Raw genomic sequence first — 15,726 nt, forward strand, 5'->3', positions numbered from 1 at the left:
GGTTGCTCCTAGCCCCACCGACCGCGCCGCCTGGTTGCTACTAGCCCCACCGACCGCGCCGCCTAATTGTTCCTAGCGCCACCGAGCGCGCCGCCTGGTGCCGGCAGCGATGCGGGAGCAGCCACCCGACGCGTGCGGTGATCCTCATACCAACCACACCAGGCGGCCGGTCGGGTCAGAGGCAACCACACCAGGCGGCCGGTCGGGTCAGGAACAACCACACCAGGCGGCCGGTCGGGTCAGGAACAACCACACCAGGCGGCCGGTCGGGTCAGAGGCAACCACACCAGGCGGCCGGTCGGGTCAGAGGCAACCACACCAGGCGGCCGGTCGGGTCAGGAACAACCACACCGGGCGGCCGGTCGGGTCAGGGCCAACCACACCACGCGGCCGGTGGGGGTATGGGGTCAGTCGCCGAAGCCGTGCAGCTGCCGGGCGGCCTCGGAGAGCGACCCCGACAGCGACGGGTAGACCGTGAACGTCGAGGAGAACTGGTCGACGTTGAGGCGGTTCGCGACCGCCAGCGCGATCGGGAAGATCAGCTCGCTTGCCCGGGGCCCGACGACGACGCCCCCGACGATGGTGCTGCTCCCCCGCTTGGCGAAGAGCTTGACGAAACCGTCCTGGACGTTCTGCATCTTGGCCCGGGGGTTCTTCGACAGCGGCAGCATGACCGTGCGGGAGTCGCTGCGGCCCTCGTCGACGTCCGCCTGACCCACCCCGACGGTGGCGATCTCGGGGTCGGTGAAGATGTTGGAGCTCACCTTGCCCAGCGACAACGGCGCCACGGCGTCACCCAGCGCGTGCGCGACGGCGATGCGCCCCTGCATGGCGGCGATCGAGGCCAGGGGGAAGACTCCCGTGCAGTCGCCCGCGGCATACACCCCCTGGGCGCTGGTGCGGGACACCCGGTCGACGTCGACGTGCCCGGACGGCGTGACGGCGACCCCGGCCTCCTCCAGGCCCAGGTCCTCGGTGTTGGGCAGGGAGCCCACGGCGAGCAGGCAGTGCGAGCCCTCGACCTCCCGCCCGTCCTCCAGGGTGACGACGACCCCGTCCCCCTCCCGCCGCACGGCCGACATGCGGGAGCGGTTGAGGACGTTCATCCCCCGGCGGCGGAAGACCTCCTCCAGCACGTTCGCGGCATCCGGGTCCTCTCCCGGGAGCACCCGGTCACGGGAGGAGATCAGGGTGACCTCGCAGCCCAGCCCGAGGTAGGCGTGGGCCAGCTCGGCGCCGGTGACGCCGGACCCGACCACGACGAGGTGGGTGGGGAGCTCGGTGAGGTTCCAGATCTGCTGCCAGGTGAGGATTCGCTCCCCGTCCGGCATGGCCGTCGGCATCACGCGGGGCCGGGCCCCGGTCGCCAGCAGGACGAGGTCGGCGTCGACGACCCGGTGCCGGGTGCCCGGCGAGCGCTGCTCCTCGGAGTGCGGCGCGGGCGTCTCCCCCGACGGCACGTCACCCACCCCCTCGAGGATCTCGACCCGCCCCTGGCCGAGCAGCCGGCCCGCACCCTGCACGACCTGGACGCCGGCCGACTCCAGCCGCTCGCCGATGTCGCGGCTCTGGGCGACGGCGAGCTCCATGATCCGCTGGTTGACGTCAGCGATGTGGGCGGTCACGCCCTGGTCGCCGGGGACGTGCTCGCCCTCGAAGTGCACCCCGATCCGCTTGGCGGCGCTGAACCGGTCCATGAAGTCCGCGGTGGCGATGAGGGCCTTGCTCGGCACGCAGTCGGTCAGCACGGCGGCCCCGCCCAGCCCCGACCGCTCGGCGAGGACGACCTCCGCCCCCAGCTGTGCCGCGGCCAGGGCGGCCTCGTAGCCACCAGGGCCGCCACCGATGACGACGACGGACTTCCCTGCTGCACTCACGGCCCTATCCAACCATCGTTACCCTAGGCCCGTGACCCACGGTGCAGAGTTCGACCTCGCAGACCCCCGGACCGACCCCGCCGCGGTGGCCAGGGCCGCCGCCGACGTGCTGGCGCAGCGCACCGGCGCCGCCCGGCACGACATCGCGCTCGTCCTCGGCAGCGGCTGGAAGCCCGCCGCCGAGCTGCTCGGCGAGGCCGACGCCGAGATCGACAACACCGACGTGCCCGGCTTCGCCGCCGCAGCCGTCGAGGGGCACAGCGGGACCATCCGGTCCATCCCGCTGGCCGACGGCCGGCGGGTGCTGGTCTACGGCACGCGCACCCACTTCTACGAGGGCCGCGGTGTCCGCTCGGTGGTGCACGCCGTCCGGACGGCCGCCGCCGCGGGCTGCTCCACGATCGTGCTGACCAACGGCTGCGGCGGTCTGAGGCCCGAGTGGGCCCCCGGCACCCCGGTGCTCATCCGCGACCACATCAACCTCACGGCCACCTCCCCACTCGAGGGGGCGACCTTCGTGGACCTCACCGACGTCTACACCCCCCGTTTGCGGGACCTCGCGCGCGAGATCGACCCCTCCCTGGACGAGGGCGTCTACGTGCAGTTCCCCGGGCCGCACTACGAGACCCCGGCCGAGGTGCAGATGGCCAGGGTCATCGGCGGCGACCTCGTCGGCATGTCCACCACCCTGGAGGCGATCGCCGCCCGCGAGGCCGGGATGGACGTCCTGGGGATCTCGCTCGTGACCAACCCCGCCACCGGCATCAGCCCGACCCCGCTGGACCACCAGGAGGTGATCGAGGCCGGGCAGGCCGCGGCGCAGCGGTGCGGAGACCTCCTCGCCCGCATCGTGGACCGGATCTGAGCCAGGAGGCACGATGAGCGACAGCGACCGCACCCTCGTCGACCGGGCCCGCGCCTGGCTGACGGACGACCCCGACGACGCGACCCGGGCCGAGCTCGAGGACGTCCTGCGGCGAGCCGAGGACGGGGACGAGGCGGCGCAGGATGACCTGGCCGACCGCTTCTCCGGGTTCCTGGAGTTCGGCACGGCGGGGCTGCGCGGCGCGCTGGGCGCCGGTCCTCACCGGATGAACCGCGCGGTCGTCATCCGCACCGCCGCCGGGCTCACGGCATACCTCACGGAGCAGGCGCGGGCGCGCGGCGACCGCACCCCGGCCCCCGCCGTCGTCATCGGCTTCGACGCCCGGCACAACTCCGACGTCTTCGCGCGGGACACCGCCGCGGTCGTCACGGCGGCCGGGGGCCGGGCCATGGTCCTCCCGCGGCCCCTCCCCACCCCGGTCCTCGCGTTCGCGATCCGGCACCTGGGCGCCGACGCCGGGGTCATGGTGACGGCCAGCCACAACCCGCCCCAGGACAACGGCTACAAGGTCTACCTCGGCGACGGCAGCCAGATCGTGCCGCCGGCCGACAGCGACATCGCCGCCTGCATCGACGCGGTCGCCTCCGTCGCCGACGTCCCCCGCGCCGACGACGGCTGGGAGACCCTCGACGACACCGTGCTGCAGGCCTACCTCCGGTCGGCCGTCTCCGTGCTGGCGCCGGACGGCCCCCGGGACCTGTCCGTGGTCCACACGGCCCTGCACGGCGTGGGGTCGGAGGCAGTCCGTCAGGCCTTCGACCTGGCCGGCTTCCCGGCTCCGCGCCAGGTGGGCAGCCAGGCCGACCCGGACCCCGACTTCCCCACCGTCGCCTTCCCCAACCCCGAGGAGCCTGGGGCGATCGACGCCGCCCTGGCGCTGGCCGGGGAGGTGGGGCCGGACCTGGTCATCGCCAACGACCCCGACGCGGACCGGTGCGCCCTGGCGGTGCGGGACGGCCAGGAGTGGCGCATGCTGCGCGGGGACGAGGTCGGCGCCCTGCTCGGCCAGCACGTTCTCGACCGAGGTATGGCGAGCCCCGAGCGACGCGTGCTCGCCCGCTCGATCGTCTCGTCCCGGCTGCTGGGCGCGATGGCCCGGGCCGCGGGGCTGGAGGGGCAGGAGACCCTCACCGGCTTCAAGTGGATCGGTCGCGTGCCCGGGCTCCTTTACGGCTACGAGGAGGCGCTCGGCTACTGCGTCGACCCGGGGAACGTGCCGGACAAGGACGGTGTCACCGCCGCCCTCCTGGCCGCCGAGATGGCCGCCACCCTCAAGGCTGGCGGACGCACGCTCCTGGACGTGCTGGACGACCTCGCGGTCGCCCACGGGGTGCACCAGACTGACGCGTTCTCGGTGCGTGTCGACGACCTGGCGCAGATCGCCCCCGTCATGACCCGGCTGCGCGAGGACGGCCCGCAGGAGCTCGGCGGCGTGCGCGTCACCAGCACCGAGGACCTCTCCCTCGGCGACGGCGCCCTCCCGCCGACCGACGGGCTGCGCTTCCTGCTCGAGGACGACACCCGGATCATCGTGCGGCCCAGCGGCACCGAGCCGAAGCTCAAGGTCTACCTGGAGGCCGTGGTGCCGCTCGCGGGGCCGCAGGAGCTGGTCGCGGCCCGCGCGGAGGCCGCCCGACGGCTCGCCGCGGTCCGCGCCGGCATGGAGGAGCTCACCACCGTATGAGCGACGCCCCCTCCGGCCCGGCCCTCACCGGTGAGGTGATCGCCGACTACCGCACCCTGCCCGCCCGGATCATCGGGTGGTCCATGGTGGCCGGGGCGGTCGTGCTGGCCACGCTCACCGTGATCGACGTCTCGATGGGCCGGGACGAGGGGCTGCTCTTCCCCGTGGCACTGATCTGCGGGATCGCGGCGCTGTCCTGGGCGCTCTTCCTGCGCCCCAGGGTGCGGCTGCGCACGGACGGCGTGGAGCTCGACAACGTCGTGACCGACACCGTGGTGCCCTTCGGTGCCGTCGAGGAGGTGACCCACCGCTGGGCGCTGGAGCTGCACGACGGCGAGGGCCGGCGGCACAGCGCCTGGGCGGTCCCGGTCCGGCGGGAGCGCTCGCGCCGGGGCGCCCTCGACGACTTCGCCGAGACCACGCGTCGCCGGGGATCGGCCGGCACGACCGCCCAGGGGGTCGCCGACGAGGTCCAGCGGGCGCTGCAGCGGTGGCGGCTCGACGGCGGGCAGCTCGGAGAGCAGGACGCCTCCCGGACGCGTGCCGTGCAGACCGTCTCGTGGCCGGCGGTGACGGTGCTGTCGGTGGCGGTGGTCCTCAGCGTCCTGGCGGTCCTGGCGTGAGCCCGCGGGTCCTGGTGCTCGCCGGGCCGAGCGGTGCGGGCAAGTCCAGGCTGGCGCGTCGGCTCCATGCCCTGCACGGCTGGCCGGTGGTGCAGCTCGACGACTTCTACCGCGAGCTCGGCGACCCGGGGCTGCCGATGAGCCCGCTGGGCCTGCCCGACTGGGACGACGCCCGCTCGTGGAACCTCCCGGAGGCCCTGGACGCCCTCGAGCAGCTGTGCGCCACGGGCCGCGCCGAGGTGCCGGTCTACGACATCGCCACCTCCGCGGTCACCGGCCGCGCCGAGCTGGAGCTGGACGGGCACCCCGTCGTCGTGGCGGAGGGCATCTTCGCCGCCGAGAGCATCCCGGGGCTGCGGGAGCGGGGCCTGCTCGCGGAGGCCTGGTGCATCCGCAACAGCCCGTGGCTCACCTTCGGCCGCCGGCTCGCGCGGGACCTGTCCGAGCGACGCAAGCCGCCGGTGACGCTGTGGCGACGGGGGCACATCCTGCGCCGTGCCGAGCCGGGTATCGTGGCCGCGCAGGCCGCGCTCGGGGCCGTCCCGATGACGGTGCGGGAGGCCGAGGCCCGGGCGCACCGGCTCCTCGTGGGGTCCGGCCCGCAGGCTCCCGGCGCTCAGGCCGGACGCGACGAGCACGGGACGACGAGGGAAGCCGGGGGATGAGCGAGACACCGCAGCACGGCAGCTTCCCCCCGCCCGGGTCCGGCGCCCCGCAGCACGGGGGCTTCCCCCCGCCCGGGTCCGGCGCCCCGCGGCACGGGGGCTTCCCCCCACCCGGGTCCGGCGCCATCCAGCACGGCAGCTTCCCCCCACCCGGTCCCGGGGCCGCGTCAGGACCTCCCCCGGGTTCGCCGCCCGCCCTCCCCGGACCGCCCGGCTGGCACCGGCTGCCGCCCGAGCAGCTGGCGCGGCTGCACCAGCCCGGGGTCGTGCCGCTGCGTCCGCTCACCCTCGGGGACGTCTTCTCGGGCGCCCTGCAGACCCTGCGCCGCAACCCCGAGGCCACCATCGGGACCGGTCTGGTGGTCCTGGCCACCCTGCTGGTCCCGTCGCTGGTGATCTCGCTCCTGCTGACCCGGTGGCTGACCACCGTCGCCCCCACCGACCTGCAGTTGCTCACCACCGGGGTCAGTGCGCTGTCGGCCATGCTCGCCTCCGTCGCCCTCACCGGCATGATCGTGCACGTGGTCGGGGAGGCCGTCCTGGGCGATCGCGCGCGGCTGGCCGACACCTGGCGGGCGACCCGGGGACGGCTGCCGGCCCTCCTCGGCAACCTGGTGCTGCTCATCCTGCTCCTGCTGGCCTTCGTGGTCCTCGGGGTGCTGGCCGTCGTCGCCCTGGTCGCCGTCGCGGACGCGGGAGGGGTGACCTGGCTCGCCGTGGTCCTCGGCATCCTGCTCGTCCTGGGCATGGTCGTCGTGCTGACCTGGGCCGGGTGCCGGTTGTCCCTGGCACCGGCTGCGGTCGTGCTGGAACGCATGGGACCCCTGCGGTCGCTGGGCCGGGCCTGGTCCCTGACCCGCGGCGGCCAGGGGTGGCGGGTCACCGGCATCACCCTGCTGGCCGGTCTGGTCGCCAACATCTTCACCGCGATGGTGCAGACCCCGGTGATCTTCGCGGCCATGCTGCTGCTCGACCCGACGGGCCTGGTCGACAGCCCGGTCTCGCCCGCCCTGCTCGTCCTGGACCACCTCACGCAGCTGGTCGTCAACACCCTGGTCATCCCCTTCACCGCCGGGGTGGCCGCGCTGCTCTACCTCGACCAGCGGATGCGCCGCGAGGGCCTGGACGTCGTGCTGGTCCGCGCCGCGCAGGACCGCGCCGCCACGCGGTCCGGCTGAGGCCCCCATGGCCCGTCCCGCCGGACCGCCCGCCAGCGCCACCAGCCTCGGCGCTCCGCTGGACCCCGACCGCGACGAGGCCCGACGGCTGCTGCAGGAGGAGCTGGACTCCGGCACCTACCAGCTGCAGGAGTCGCTCGTCAGCCGGGTGTGGCGCTGGTTCACCGACCTCCTGCCGGACCTGGGCGCCCTCGGGCCGATGCCGCCCTGGGTCACCTGGGCCGTGCTCACCGGCGTCGTCGTGGCCGTCCTGGCGGTGCTGGCCTTCGCCGGCCGTGACCGCTGGCGCGCCGCCCGCCTGAGCGACCCGGCCAGCCCCGGTGCCGTGCTGGAGGGCCGGCGCCGCCCGGCCGCGGAGCACCGTGCCTCCGCCCGCGCGGCGCTGGCGGCGGGTGACGCCGGGACCGCCCTGCTCGAGGCCTACCGAGCCGTGGCCAGCGGTGCCGTCGAGCGCGCCCTGCTGGACGACCGCGCGGACAGCACCGCCCACGAGATCGCCCTCGCCCTGGCCCCCGTCTTCCCGGCCGAGGCCACGGCCCTGGCCGACGCCGCGGACGGTTTCGACGCGGTCCGCTACGGCGGGCGTCGTGCCTCGGAGGGCCGGGCCCGGGCCGTGGTCGACCTCGACGAGCGGTTGCAGCGGACCTCGCCCGCCCCCGCGACGGCCGCCCGGCCGCAGGGCCCGGCCTTCCCGGTGCCCCGATGAGGACGCGCGCGCGCCGGCTCGCCCCCTGGGTGCTGCTTCTCCTGGCGACGGCGGTCCTCGCCTCCCTCCTGGCCACCCCCCGCTCCGGCGAGCCCTTCGGGCCGACCAACCCCGGCCCCGACGGCGCGCAGGCGCTGGCGCGCGTGCTCGCGGGGCAGGGCGTCGACGTCGAGCTCGTGACCGGCTCGGCCCCGCTCGCGGAGGGCGAGGTGGTAGCCGGCCCGGGCACCACGGTCCTGCTCCCGCACACCTCATACCTGGGACCGCGCAGCGGCCCCGACCTGGTCTCCCGGCTCGCCGACGCCGACCGTCTGGTCGTGCTCGTCCCCGGGGCCGAGCAGGACCCCGGGCCCGTGCTCGGGCTCGACCTCGACGTGTCGTGGGGCAGCTCCACCACGGTCGCCGCGGACTGCGTCGACCCGGTGGTGCGGCCCGGCGACCTGATCACCCGCTGGGACGTGCTGCTCGCCGCCGGCGGGGAGGACCGTGCGACGGTGAGCGCCTGCTACCCGCCGGGGCTGGGGCACAACGCCGGCGGAGCCCGGGAGGGGCGCTGCTCACCTTTCCGGCGACCGCCGGGCGACCGGTCATCACGGTGGCCGGGCTGACGACCAGCTGGACGAACGAGGCCATCACCGAGGAGGCCAACGCGGCCCTCGCGCTGCGGCTGCTCGGCGGCTCCGAGCGCCTCCTCTGGGTGCTGCCCCAGCCCGGCGACGCCGAGCTGGACGCGGCGACCTCCCTGTGGGAGGTGCTCCCCCGCTTCCTGACCTCCTGGGTCTGGCTCCTCGGCACCGCCGTCGTGGTCCTGGCCTTGTGGCAGGGCCGACGACTGGGACCGGTCGTGACCGAGCCGCTCCCGGCCGTCGTGTCGGCCGCGGAGACCACCCGCAGCCGTGGGCGGCTCTACCGGCAGGCCAAGGACCGGGCGCACGCGCTGGCCGCGGCCCGCGCCGGCACCCGGCGTCGGCTCGCCCCCCGGCTCGGGCTACCCCGGTCCGGCGACCCGGACCTGCTCGTCACCGCCGTGGCCGACGCCACCGGGAGGCCGGCCCCGGAGGTGCGCGCCCTCCTGGTGACGGGGAGGGCCGACGACGACCAGACCCTGGTCGCGACCGTCCGCGCCCTGCGGTCCCTGGAGGACGAGCTGCAGGTCTAGGCGCCCGAGGCGTGCGAGGGACGGTCGTGGACGACGACTAGGGTGGGCCGCGGGGTTTCCGAGCACCGGCCGAGAGGATGCAGCATGACCGAGTCCGCCCAGGGGGCCCGCGACGCCCTGCACGCCGTCCGGCAGGAGGTCGCCAAGGCCGTCGTCGGGCAGGACCAGGCGGTCTCGGGTCTGATCGTCGCCCTCCTCGCCCGCGGTCACGTCCTGCTGGAGGGCGTGCCCGGGGTGGCCAAGACGCTGCTGGTCCGCTCCCTGGCGGCGGCGTTGTCCGTGGAGACCCGGCGCGTGCAGTTCACCCCCGACCTCATGCCCGGCGACGTCACCGGGTCGATGGTCTACGACAGCGGCCGCAGCGACTTCACCTTCCGTCCCGGGCCGGTCTTCACCCACCTCCTGCTCGCCGACGAGATCAACCGTACGCCGCCCAAGACCCAGTCCGCGCTCCTGGAGGCGATGGAGGAGCGGCAGGTCACCGTGGACGGCACCACCCACGCCCTCCCCTCGCCCTTCCTGGTCGCGGCGACCCAGAACCCCGTCGAGTACGAAGGCACCTACCCCCTCCCCGAGGCCCAGCTCGACCGCTTCCTCCTCAAGGTCACGCTCCCGCCGCCGCCCCGGGAGGACGAGATCCAGGTCCTCACCCGGCACGCGGAGGGGTTCGACCCCCGCGACCTTGTAGGCGCCGGGGTGCGGCCGGTGGCGACGCCGCAGGACCTCGCCGCCGGGTCGGCCGCGGTGCGCACCGTCCAGGTGTCACCGGAGCTCATCGGGTATGTCGTGGACCTGGCCGCCGCCACGCGCGTCACCCCCTCGCTGCAGCTGGGCGTGAGCCCCCGAGGCGCCACGGCCCTCATGAGCACCGCGCGCGCCTGGGCCTGGCTGCAGGGTCGCGACTATGTCACCCCCGACGACGTGAAGGCCCTGGCCCGGCCGACACTGGAGCACCGCGTGGCCCTCCGGCCGGAGGCCGAGCTCGAGGGCGTCACCGCAGCGTCTGTGCTCGAGTCGGTCCTGGCCGCCGTGCCCGTGCCCCGCTGAGGCTGCGCGACGATGATCGTGCGCGGCCCGGTCCTGGTCCTGGTGCTCCTGGGGCTGCTCCCCACCGCGCTCCTGCCGGACCGGGCGGGGGTGGTGGCCGCCTGGTGGGTGGCGGGCGTGGCCGTCCTGGTCGCCGCCGACGTGCTCCTGGCGGCCGCACCCCGGTCGTTGCAGGTCAGCCGCGGTGGGGTGCCCCAGGTGCGGCTCCACGAGGAGACCTCCAGCACCCTCACCCTGACCAACCCCGGGTCCCGCAGGGTGCGCGGCGTCGTGCGGGACGCCTGGGTGCCGTCCGCCGGGGCCGACGGGGTGCGGCATACCGTCGACCTGCCGGCGGGCGAGCGGCGTCGCCTGACCACCACGCTGCGCCCGACCAGGCGCGGCGACCGGCCCGCCACGGGCGTGACCGTCCGCACCCACGGCCCCCTGGGGCTGGCCGGCCGGCAAGCGACCCTCGAGGTGCCGGGGGCGGTGCGCTCGCTGCCCCCCTTCCGCTCGCGCCGGCACCTGCCCGGCGCGCTGGCCCGGTTGCGGCAGCTCGACGGCCGCTCGGCCGTGCGCACGCGCGGCCAGGGCACGGAGTTCGACTCGCTGCGCGACTACGTCGAGGGTGACGACGTGCGGTCGATCGACTGGCGCGCCACGGCCCGGCGGCAGCACGTCGTGGTCCGCACCTGGCAGCCGGAACGGGACCGTCGCGTCGTGCTGGTCCTGGACACCTCCCGGACCAGCGCGGCCCGCGTCGGTGACGAGCCCAGGCTGGACGCGGCGATGGACGCCGCCCTGCTCCTGGCCGCCCTCGCCTCACGTGCCGGTGACCGGGTCGACCTGATCGCCGGTGACCGGGTGGTGCGGGCCAGGGTGGGCGGCGGCAGCGACCGGGGCGCCCTCCTGCACCAGCTGGTCAGCGCCCTGGCCCCGCTGGAGCCGGTGCTCCTGGAGGCGGACTGGCGGCGGCTGGCCGGTGCGATCACGGCGATCACGCGGCGGCGCGCCCTCGTCGTGCTGCTCACCCCGCTGGACCCGGCGGCGGTCGAGGAGGGTCTGCTGCCGGTCCTGCCGTCGCTGACGGCCCACCACCGGGTGGTGGTGGCCTCGGTCGCCGACCCCGAGCTGGCCCGGCTGCGCACCGACCTCTCCGGGCTGGAGCAGGTGTACGACGCCACGGCCGCCGAGCGCACGGAGGAGCTGCGGCACCGCACGGCCCTGGGCCTGTCGCAGCTGGGGGTGACGGTGCTCGACGAGACCCCCGAGGACCTTCCGCTGGCGCTGGTCGACCACTACCTGGCGCTCAAGGCCCAGGGCCTGCTCTGACCGAGCCCGCTCCGACCGGCCTGCTCTGACCGGGCCGACTACGGCCGGCCCCGATCCCACCGGCCCGGGCCGACCGAGCCGGTTCCGACCGGCCCGGTCAGCCCGCTGTCGGCGCCGAGGCCGACTGCAGGTCCTCACCCACGTCGCCGGTGGCCCCCCGCCGCACCGCGCGCCGACCCAGCGTGAAGACGTAGACGAAGAACAGCGCGAGCGCGAGCACGCCGATCCCCACCCGGGCCCAGGTGGGCAGCGGGGACGGGGTGACGAAGCCCTCGATCACCCCGGACACCAGCAGCACCAGGACCAGACCGAGGGCGACCCCGGCGGCGGTCCGCCCCTCCTGGGCCAGGTTGGCCAGCCGCCCCCGCCGGCCGGGGGCGACCCAGGCCCAGAAGAGCCGCAGCCCCACGCCGGCGGCGACGAAGATGGCCATCAGCTCCAGCAGACCGTGCGGGGTGATGAGGCCCCAGAAGACCTCCGCCCGACCGTGCCGGTGCATGAGGGAGCCGATGACGGCGACGTTGGTGATGTTCTGCCACAGGACCCAGACGACGGGGAAGCCCAGCACCCCCATGCCGATGCACCGGGCGGCGACCCAGGCGTTGTTGACCCAGACCAGCGTCGAGAAGCTGCTGGCGGCGTTCTCGGAGTAGTAGGACTCGAACTGCACGTTGACCAGCGCCTGCACCTGCTCGGTCGACAGCAGCGACTGCTCCACCACCGGGTTGCGCACCAGCCACCACCCAAGCACCAGCCCGACCACGACGTTGACGAGGGCCGTGATCCCCCACCACCGGCGCAGGCGGTAGAGCGCGGCCGGGAAGTCCTCGGCGAGAAAGCGCCCGACGCCCGCCCAGCTCACCGTCGGCACCCGCGCCGCCCGGGCCCGGGCCCGCGTCACCAGGACCGACAGGTGCGTCACCACCCCGGCGTCGGGGGCACCGGAGCGCACGAGCGACAGGTCGGTGGCCGCGCGCTGGTAGCCGTCGAGGAGCTCGTCCGCCTCCGCCCCGGACAGCCGGCGCCGACGGGCGAGCGCGTCGAGGCGTGCCCACGCCCCTGAGCGACGTCCCACCAGCGCGTCCAGGTCCACGGCGCCACTGTATGCGGTGCGGCCGGCACGGCCCGGGCCCGGCCCGGTCCTGCACGGCCCGGTCGTCGGGGGACGCCGTCCGGGCCAGCCGTGGACGCCCGACGGGAGGGTCCGTCTGAGGGTGAGGGCCGAACCCCGGAGGGGTGATGCACGCTCGTGCACCACATACCCCGTCGTCGACCGTGCACGAGGTGCAGGAACGTGCATCCCAGCCGGCTCCACCGTGCATGAGGTGCAGGAACGTGCATCCCAGCCGGCTCGACCGTGCACGAGGTGCAGGAACGTGCATCCCAGCCGGCTCCACCGTGCATGAGGTGCGGAAGCGTGCATCCCGGTCGGCCCACCGCGTCGTCGGGCGACTGCGCTCCCGTTAGGCTCTCGATCATGGCGGGCGCACGGGGCATCTTCGACGCCGAGCGGTTCGTCACGAGCGAGGCCGTCGAGGTCGAGCTGCCGGCCGCCAGCCTGCCGCTGCGCATGGCCTCCGGACTCATCGACCTCCTGCTCCTGGCCGTCCTGGCCCTGCTCGCGGTGTGGCTGCTGCCGTTCGAGCTGCTCGCGGACGACCCGGCGCTGGGGCAGGCCGCCGTCATCGCCCTCATGGTCCTGGGGATGGCCGGGATCCCGATCGCCCTGGAGACGCTGACCCCGGGCCGCACGGTGGGCAAGATGGTCACCGGCCTGCGGGTGGTGCGGGACGACACGGGGCCGATCGGGCTGCGGCACGCGACGATCCGGGCGCTCGCCGGCACGGTCGAGCTGTGGCTGACCCTCGGCGGGCTGGCGGTGCTGGTCGCGGCCACCAACGAGCGCGGTCGACGGCTGGGGGACCTGCTGGCCGGCACCTACGTGGTGCGGGACCGCGTCCGGCTCCGGCTCACGCCCGCCCCGCAGGCGTCCCCGCGGCTCGAGGGCTGGGCCAGGGGGGCCGACCTCGGGGTGATGCCGGACGCCCTCGTCGTCGCCACCCGGCAGTTCCTCGCCCGGGCGGCCAGCCTGTCGCCCGACGCGCGGGTGCAGACCGGGACCGACCTCTACACCGCCCTGCTGTCCCGGGTGGCCCCCGCTCCCCCGGCGGGTGCGCACCCGGAGGAGGTCATGGCGACCGTGCTGGCCGAGCGCCGCCGCCGCGACGAGGAACGGCTGGAGCGCGAGGACGCCCTGCGGGCCCGCGTGCTGGGGGGCTCCGGCCCTCAGGAGTAGGCCGGCTTGAGGACCGTCTCGATGAGCGCCACGCGCTCCGGGTGCGGCAGGAAGGCCGACTTCATCGCGTTGATCGCCATCGTCCGCAGGTCGTGCCGGGTCCACCCGACCCGCTCGACCAGGAGCATCGCCTCCCGCGTCATCGAGGTCCCGCTCATGAGCCGGTTGTCGGTGTTGAGCGTCACCCGGACGTCGAGGTTCTTCAGCAGGGTGATGGCGTGCTCCTCGATCGACGGGGCGGCACCGGTCTGGACGTTGCTGCTGGGACACATCTCCAGGGCGATGCGGCGGTCGCGCACGTAGGAGGCGAGGGGCCCCAGGACGAAGGCACCCGGGTCCGAGCGGGAGAGCGCCACCGCGGCCCCGAGGTCCTCGGTGACCGGCCGTCCGTCCACCGTGACGTCGTCGACGAGACGGATCCCGTGGCCGAGCCGCTCCGCCCCGCACCACTGCACGGCCTCCCAGATGCTCGGCAGCCCGAAGGCCTCGCCCGCGTGGATCGTGAAGTGGGCGTTCTCGTGCCGGAGGTACTCGAAGGCGGCCAGGTGGCGGGTGGGGGGAAAACCGTCCTCCGCCCCCGCGATGTCGAAGCCGCAGACGTCGTCCCGGTGCCGCACCATGAGCTCGGCGATCTCCACGCTGCGGGCGGCGTGCCGCATGGCGGTGACCATCGAGCGGACCTGGATCCGGCCCCCGGCCCCGCGCACCTCGTCCTCGCCCTCACGCAGGCCGGCGTCGACCGCCTCGACGACCTCGTCCAGGCTCAGACCGCCCTCCAGGTGCTGCTCGGGGGCGTAGCGCACCTCGGCGTACACGACGCCGTCGGCGGCCAGGTCGAGCACGCACTCACGCGCGACGCGCCGCAGCGCCTCGGCGGTCTGCATCACCGCCACGGTGTGCGCGAAGGTCTCCAGGTAGCGCACCAGCGAGCCGCTGTCCGCGGCCTCCCGGAACCACGCACCCAGGATGTCGACGTCGTCCGCCGGCAGCCCGGCATACCCCTGCTCCTGCGCCAGCGCCAGCACCGTCGAGGGTCGCAGCCCCCCGTCGAGGTGGTCGTGCAGGAGCACCTTGGGCAGGGCGCGGACGTCCTCCTCGCCCAGGGCCGCCCGGGGACCGGCAGCCGCGCTCACGCGAGGTCGCCCGGGGAGCGGTCGATCCGCGCACCGTCGACGGTGAACGCCGGCGAGCAGACGGAGATGTAGTCGGCCCCGCTGTCCCCCACGGAGTAGCGGACCCACTCCCCCGCCCGGGCCAGGACGCACTCCCCGGCACCGACGCGGATCTCCCCACCCTCGTGCTCCACGCACATCTCGCCGGCCAGGACGTAGGTCACCTCGTCGAACTCGGGCCGCTGCCCGGGCTCGTCCCACCCCGGGGGCGCCGTCATCCGGGCGAGCGAGACGCCCTCGTGCCCCGAGCTGGCCGCCCCGGCGAACTCCTGGATGAGCTTGTCCCCGGCGCCGGGCACGCGGACCGGCTTCAGCATCGTCGGCATGGGATCGATCATAGAGTGGGGGTATGTCGAACACCTTCGCCCCCGGCGCGACGCTCACCGTACAGGACGTCGCCGACCTCATCGACCACGCGCTGCTCAAGCCCGAGCTGACCCCGGCCGAGGTGGAGGCCACCTGCCGGGAGCTCGCGACCGACGAGATCTGGTCGGTCTGCGTGCGTCCCTCGGACGTCGCGCTGGCCCGGGGCGCCGTCGAGGGCCACACGACCCGGGTGTGCACGGTGATCGGCTTCCCCCACGGCACGACCTCCACGGCGGCCAAGGTCGCCGAGTCCCGCCAGGCGCTCGAGGACGGGGCGACCGAGCTGGACATGGTCCTCAACATCGGCCGGCTCATCGGTGGTGACCTGGACGCGGTGCGGGAGGACATCGCGGCGGTGGTCGAGGTGGGGCACGGCGCCGGGGCGCTGGTCAAGGTGATCTTCGAGACCGCGCTGCTCGACGAGGACCAGAAGGTGGCGGCCTGCCGCGCCAGCGAGGAGGCGGGTGCCGACTTCGTCAAGACGTCCACCGGCTTCGCCGGCGGCGGTGCCACCCTGCCGGACGTGCGGCTCATGCGGGCCAACGTCGGGAGCGGCGTGCAGGTCAAGGCCTCCGGCGGCGTGCGCGACATCGACACCCTGCTGGCGATGGTGGCCGAGGGCGTCACCCGGATCGGGACCTCCTCCACGGGGGCCCTGCTCGCCGGGGCGCGCGAGCGCGAGGCTGCCGGGACGCTGGTCGTGCCCGAGCCCGGTCAGGACCTCGACAGCGCCGACGGCCAGGGGTACTGACC

Annotated in this window: 16 protein-coding genes; 12 read left to right on the top strand and 4 right to left on the bottom strand. The window is 75.0% G+C overall.

Going from position 1 to position 15,726, the window contains the following annotated elements; genetic code table 11:
• Positions 1-407 precede the first annotated feature (407 nt).
• A complete protein-coding gene (locus tag E3Z34_RS12180) occupies positions 408-1,877 on the bottom strand; it encodes an NAD(P)H-quinone dehydrogenase (RefSeq protein WP_134773817.1) in 1,470 nt (489 codons plus the stop codon).
• Positions 1,878-1,908: 31 nt separating this feature from the next.
• Here E3Z34_RS12180 and E3Z34_RS12185 point away from each other — a divergent pair, with 31 nt between their 5' ends.
• From E3Z34_RS12185 to E3Z34_RS12230, 10 genes are all read left to right on the top strand, one after another.
• Positions 1,909-2,742 (top strand): purine-nucleoside phosphorylase, encoded by an 834-nt coding sequence (locus E3Z34_RS12185; protein WP_238695151.1) that lies wholly within the window; start codon positions 1,909-1,911, stop codon positions 2,740-2,742.
• A gap of 13 nt (positions 2,743-2,755) precedes the next feature.
• Positions 2,756-4,447: a phospho-sugar mutase gene (locus E3Z34_RS12190; protein ID WP_134773819.1), complete on the top strand. Its 1,692-nt coding sequence runs from the start codon at positions 2,756-2,758 to the stop codon at positions 4,445-4,447.
• Positions 4,444-5,070 (top strand): hypothetical protein, encoded by a 627-nt coding sequence (locus tag E3Z34_RS12195; RefSeq protein WP_134773820.1) that lies wholly within the window; start codon positions 4,444-4,446, stop codon positions 5,068-5,070. Before E3Z34_RS12190 ends, E3Z34_RS12195 begins: the two co-directional genes overlap by 4 nt.
• Positions 5,067-5,735: a uridine kinase family protein gene (locus E3Z34_RS12200; RefSeq protein WP_134773821.1), complete on the top strand. Its 669-nt coding sequence runs from the start codon at positions 5,067-5,069 to the stop codon at positions 5,733-5,735. Before E3Z34_RS12195 ends, E3Z34_RS12200 begins: the two co-directional genes overlap by 4 nt.
• On the top strand, positions 5,732-6,913 hold the full coding sequence (locus tag E3Z34_RS12205) for a DUF7847 domain-containing protein (protein ID WP_134773822.1): 1,182 nt from the start codon (positions 5,732-5,734) through the stop codon (positions 6,911-6,913). The genes E3Z34_RS12200 and E3Z34_RS12205 overlap by 4 nt, the downstream gene beginning before the upstream one ends.
• Before the next feature lie 7 nt (positions 6,914-6,920).
• Positions 6,921-7,619, top strand: coding sequence for a DUF4129 domain-containing protein (locus E3Z34_RS12210; RefSeq protein ID WP_134773823.1), 699 nt, complete (start codon positions 6,921-6,923; stop codon positions 7,617-7,619).
• A complete protein-coding gene (locus E3Z34_RS12215; RefSeq protein ID WP_134773824.1) occupies positions 7,616-8,227 on the top strand; it encodes a DUF4350 domain-containing protein in 612 nt (203 codons plus the stop codon). The genes E3Z34_RS12210 and E3Z34_RS12215 overlap by 4 nt, the downstream gene beginning before the upstream one ends.
• Complete coding sequence (locus E3Z34_RS12220; protein ID WP_134773825.1) at positions 8,215-8,778, top strand: hypothetical protein; 564 nt, start codon at positions 8,215-8,217, stop codon at positions 8,776-8,778. Before E3Z34_RS12215 ends, E3Z34_RS12220 begins: the two co-directional genes overlap by 13 nt.
• A gap of 84 nt (positions 8,779-8,862) precedes the next feature.
• A complete protein-coding gene (locus tag E3Z34_RS12225; protein ID WP_134773826.1) occupies positions 8,863-9,825 on the top strand; it encodes an AAA family ATPase in 963 nt (320 codons plus the stop codon).
• A 12-nt stretch (positions 9,826-9,837) separates the two neighbouring features.
• A complete protein-coding gene (locus E3Z34_RS12230; RefSeq protein WP_134773827.1) occupies positions 9,838-11,139 on the top strand; it encodes a DUF58 domain-containing protein in 1,302 nt (433 codons plus the stop codon).
• Positions 11,140-11,236: 97 nt separating this feature from the next.
• Here the strand turns inward: E3Z34_RS12230 and E3Z34_RS12235 are convergent, their stop codons facing one another.
• The gene (locus tag E3Z34_RS12235; RefSeq protein WP_134773828.1) at positions 11,237-12,232 is read right to left on the bottom strand and encodes a stage II sporulation protein M; all 996 of its coding nucleotides are present in this window, start codon (positions 12,230-12,232) and stop codon (positions 11,237-11,239) included.
• A 384-nt stretch (positions 12,233-12,616) separates the two neighbouring features.
• On the opposite strand from E3Z34_RS12235, the gene E3Z34_RS12240 reads away from it, so the two are divergent.
• Positions 12,617-13,435 (top strand): RDD family protein, encoded by an 819-nt coding sequence (locus E3Z34_RS12240; RefSeq protein ID WP_134773829.1) that lies wholly within the window; start codon positions 12,617-12,619, stop codon positions 13,433-13,435.
• Here E3Z34_RS12240 and E3Z34_RS12245 read toward each other — a convergent pair.
• Both E3Z34_RS12245 and E3Z34_RS12250 read right to left on the bottom strand, forming a co-directional pair.
• Positions 13,426-14,568 carry an adenosine deaminase gene (locus tag E3Z34_RS12245; protein WP_238695152.1) on the bottom strand — a complete coding sequence of 381 codons (1,143 nt, stop codon included), beginning with the start codon at positions 14,566-14,568 and terminating at the stop codon, positions 13,426-13,428. The two genes, E3Z34_RS12240 and E3Z34_RS12245, sit on opposite strands and share 10 nt — an antisense overlap.
• The gene (locus E3Z34_RS12250; RefSeq protein ID WP_134773830.1) at positions 14,565-14,933 is read right to left on the bottom strand and encodes a cupin domain-containing protein; all 369 of its coding nucleotides are present in this window, start codon (positions 14,931-14,933) and stop codon (positions 14,565-14,567) included. The genes E3Z34_RS12245 and E3Z34_RS12250 overlap by 4 nt, the downstream gene beginning before the upstream one ends.
• Positions 14,934-14,956: 23 nt before the next feature.
• On the opposite strand from E3Z34_RS12250, the gene deoC reads away from it, so the two are divergent.
• Positions 14,957-15,724, top strand: a complete 768-nt coding sequence (gene deoC, locus E3Z34_RS12255; RefSeq protein WP_134773831.1) for a deoxyribose-phosphate aldolase — start codon at positions 14,957-14,959, stop codon at positions 15,722-15,724.
• Positions 15,725-15,726: the final 2 nt, after the last annotated feature.

It is taken from the genome of Ornithinimicrobium flavum (assembly GCF_004526345.1).
In the GTDB taxonomy this organism is placed as follows: Bacteria; Actinomycetota; Actinomycetes; order Actinomycetales; family Dermatophilaceae; genus Ornithinicoccus; species Ornithinicoccus flavus.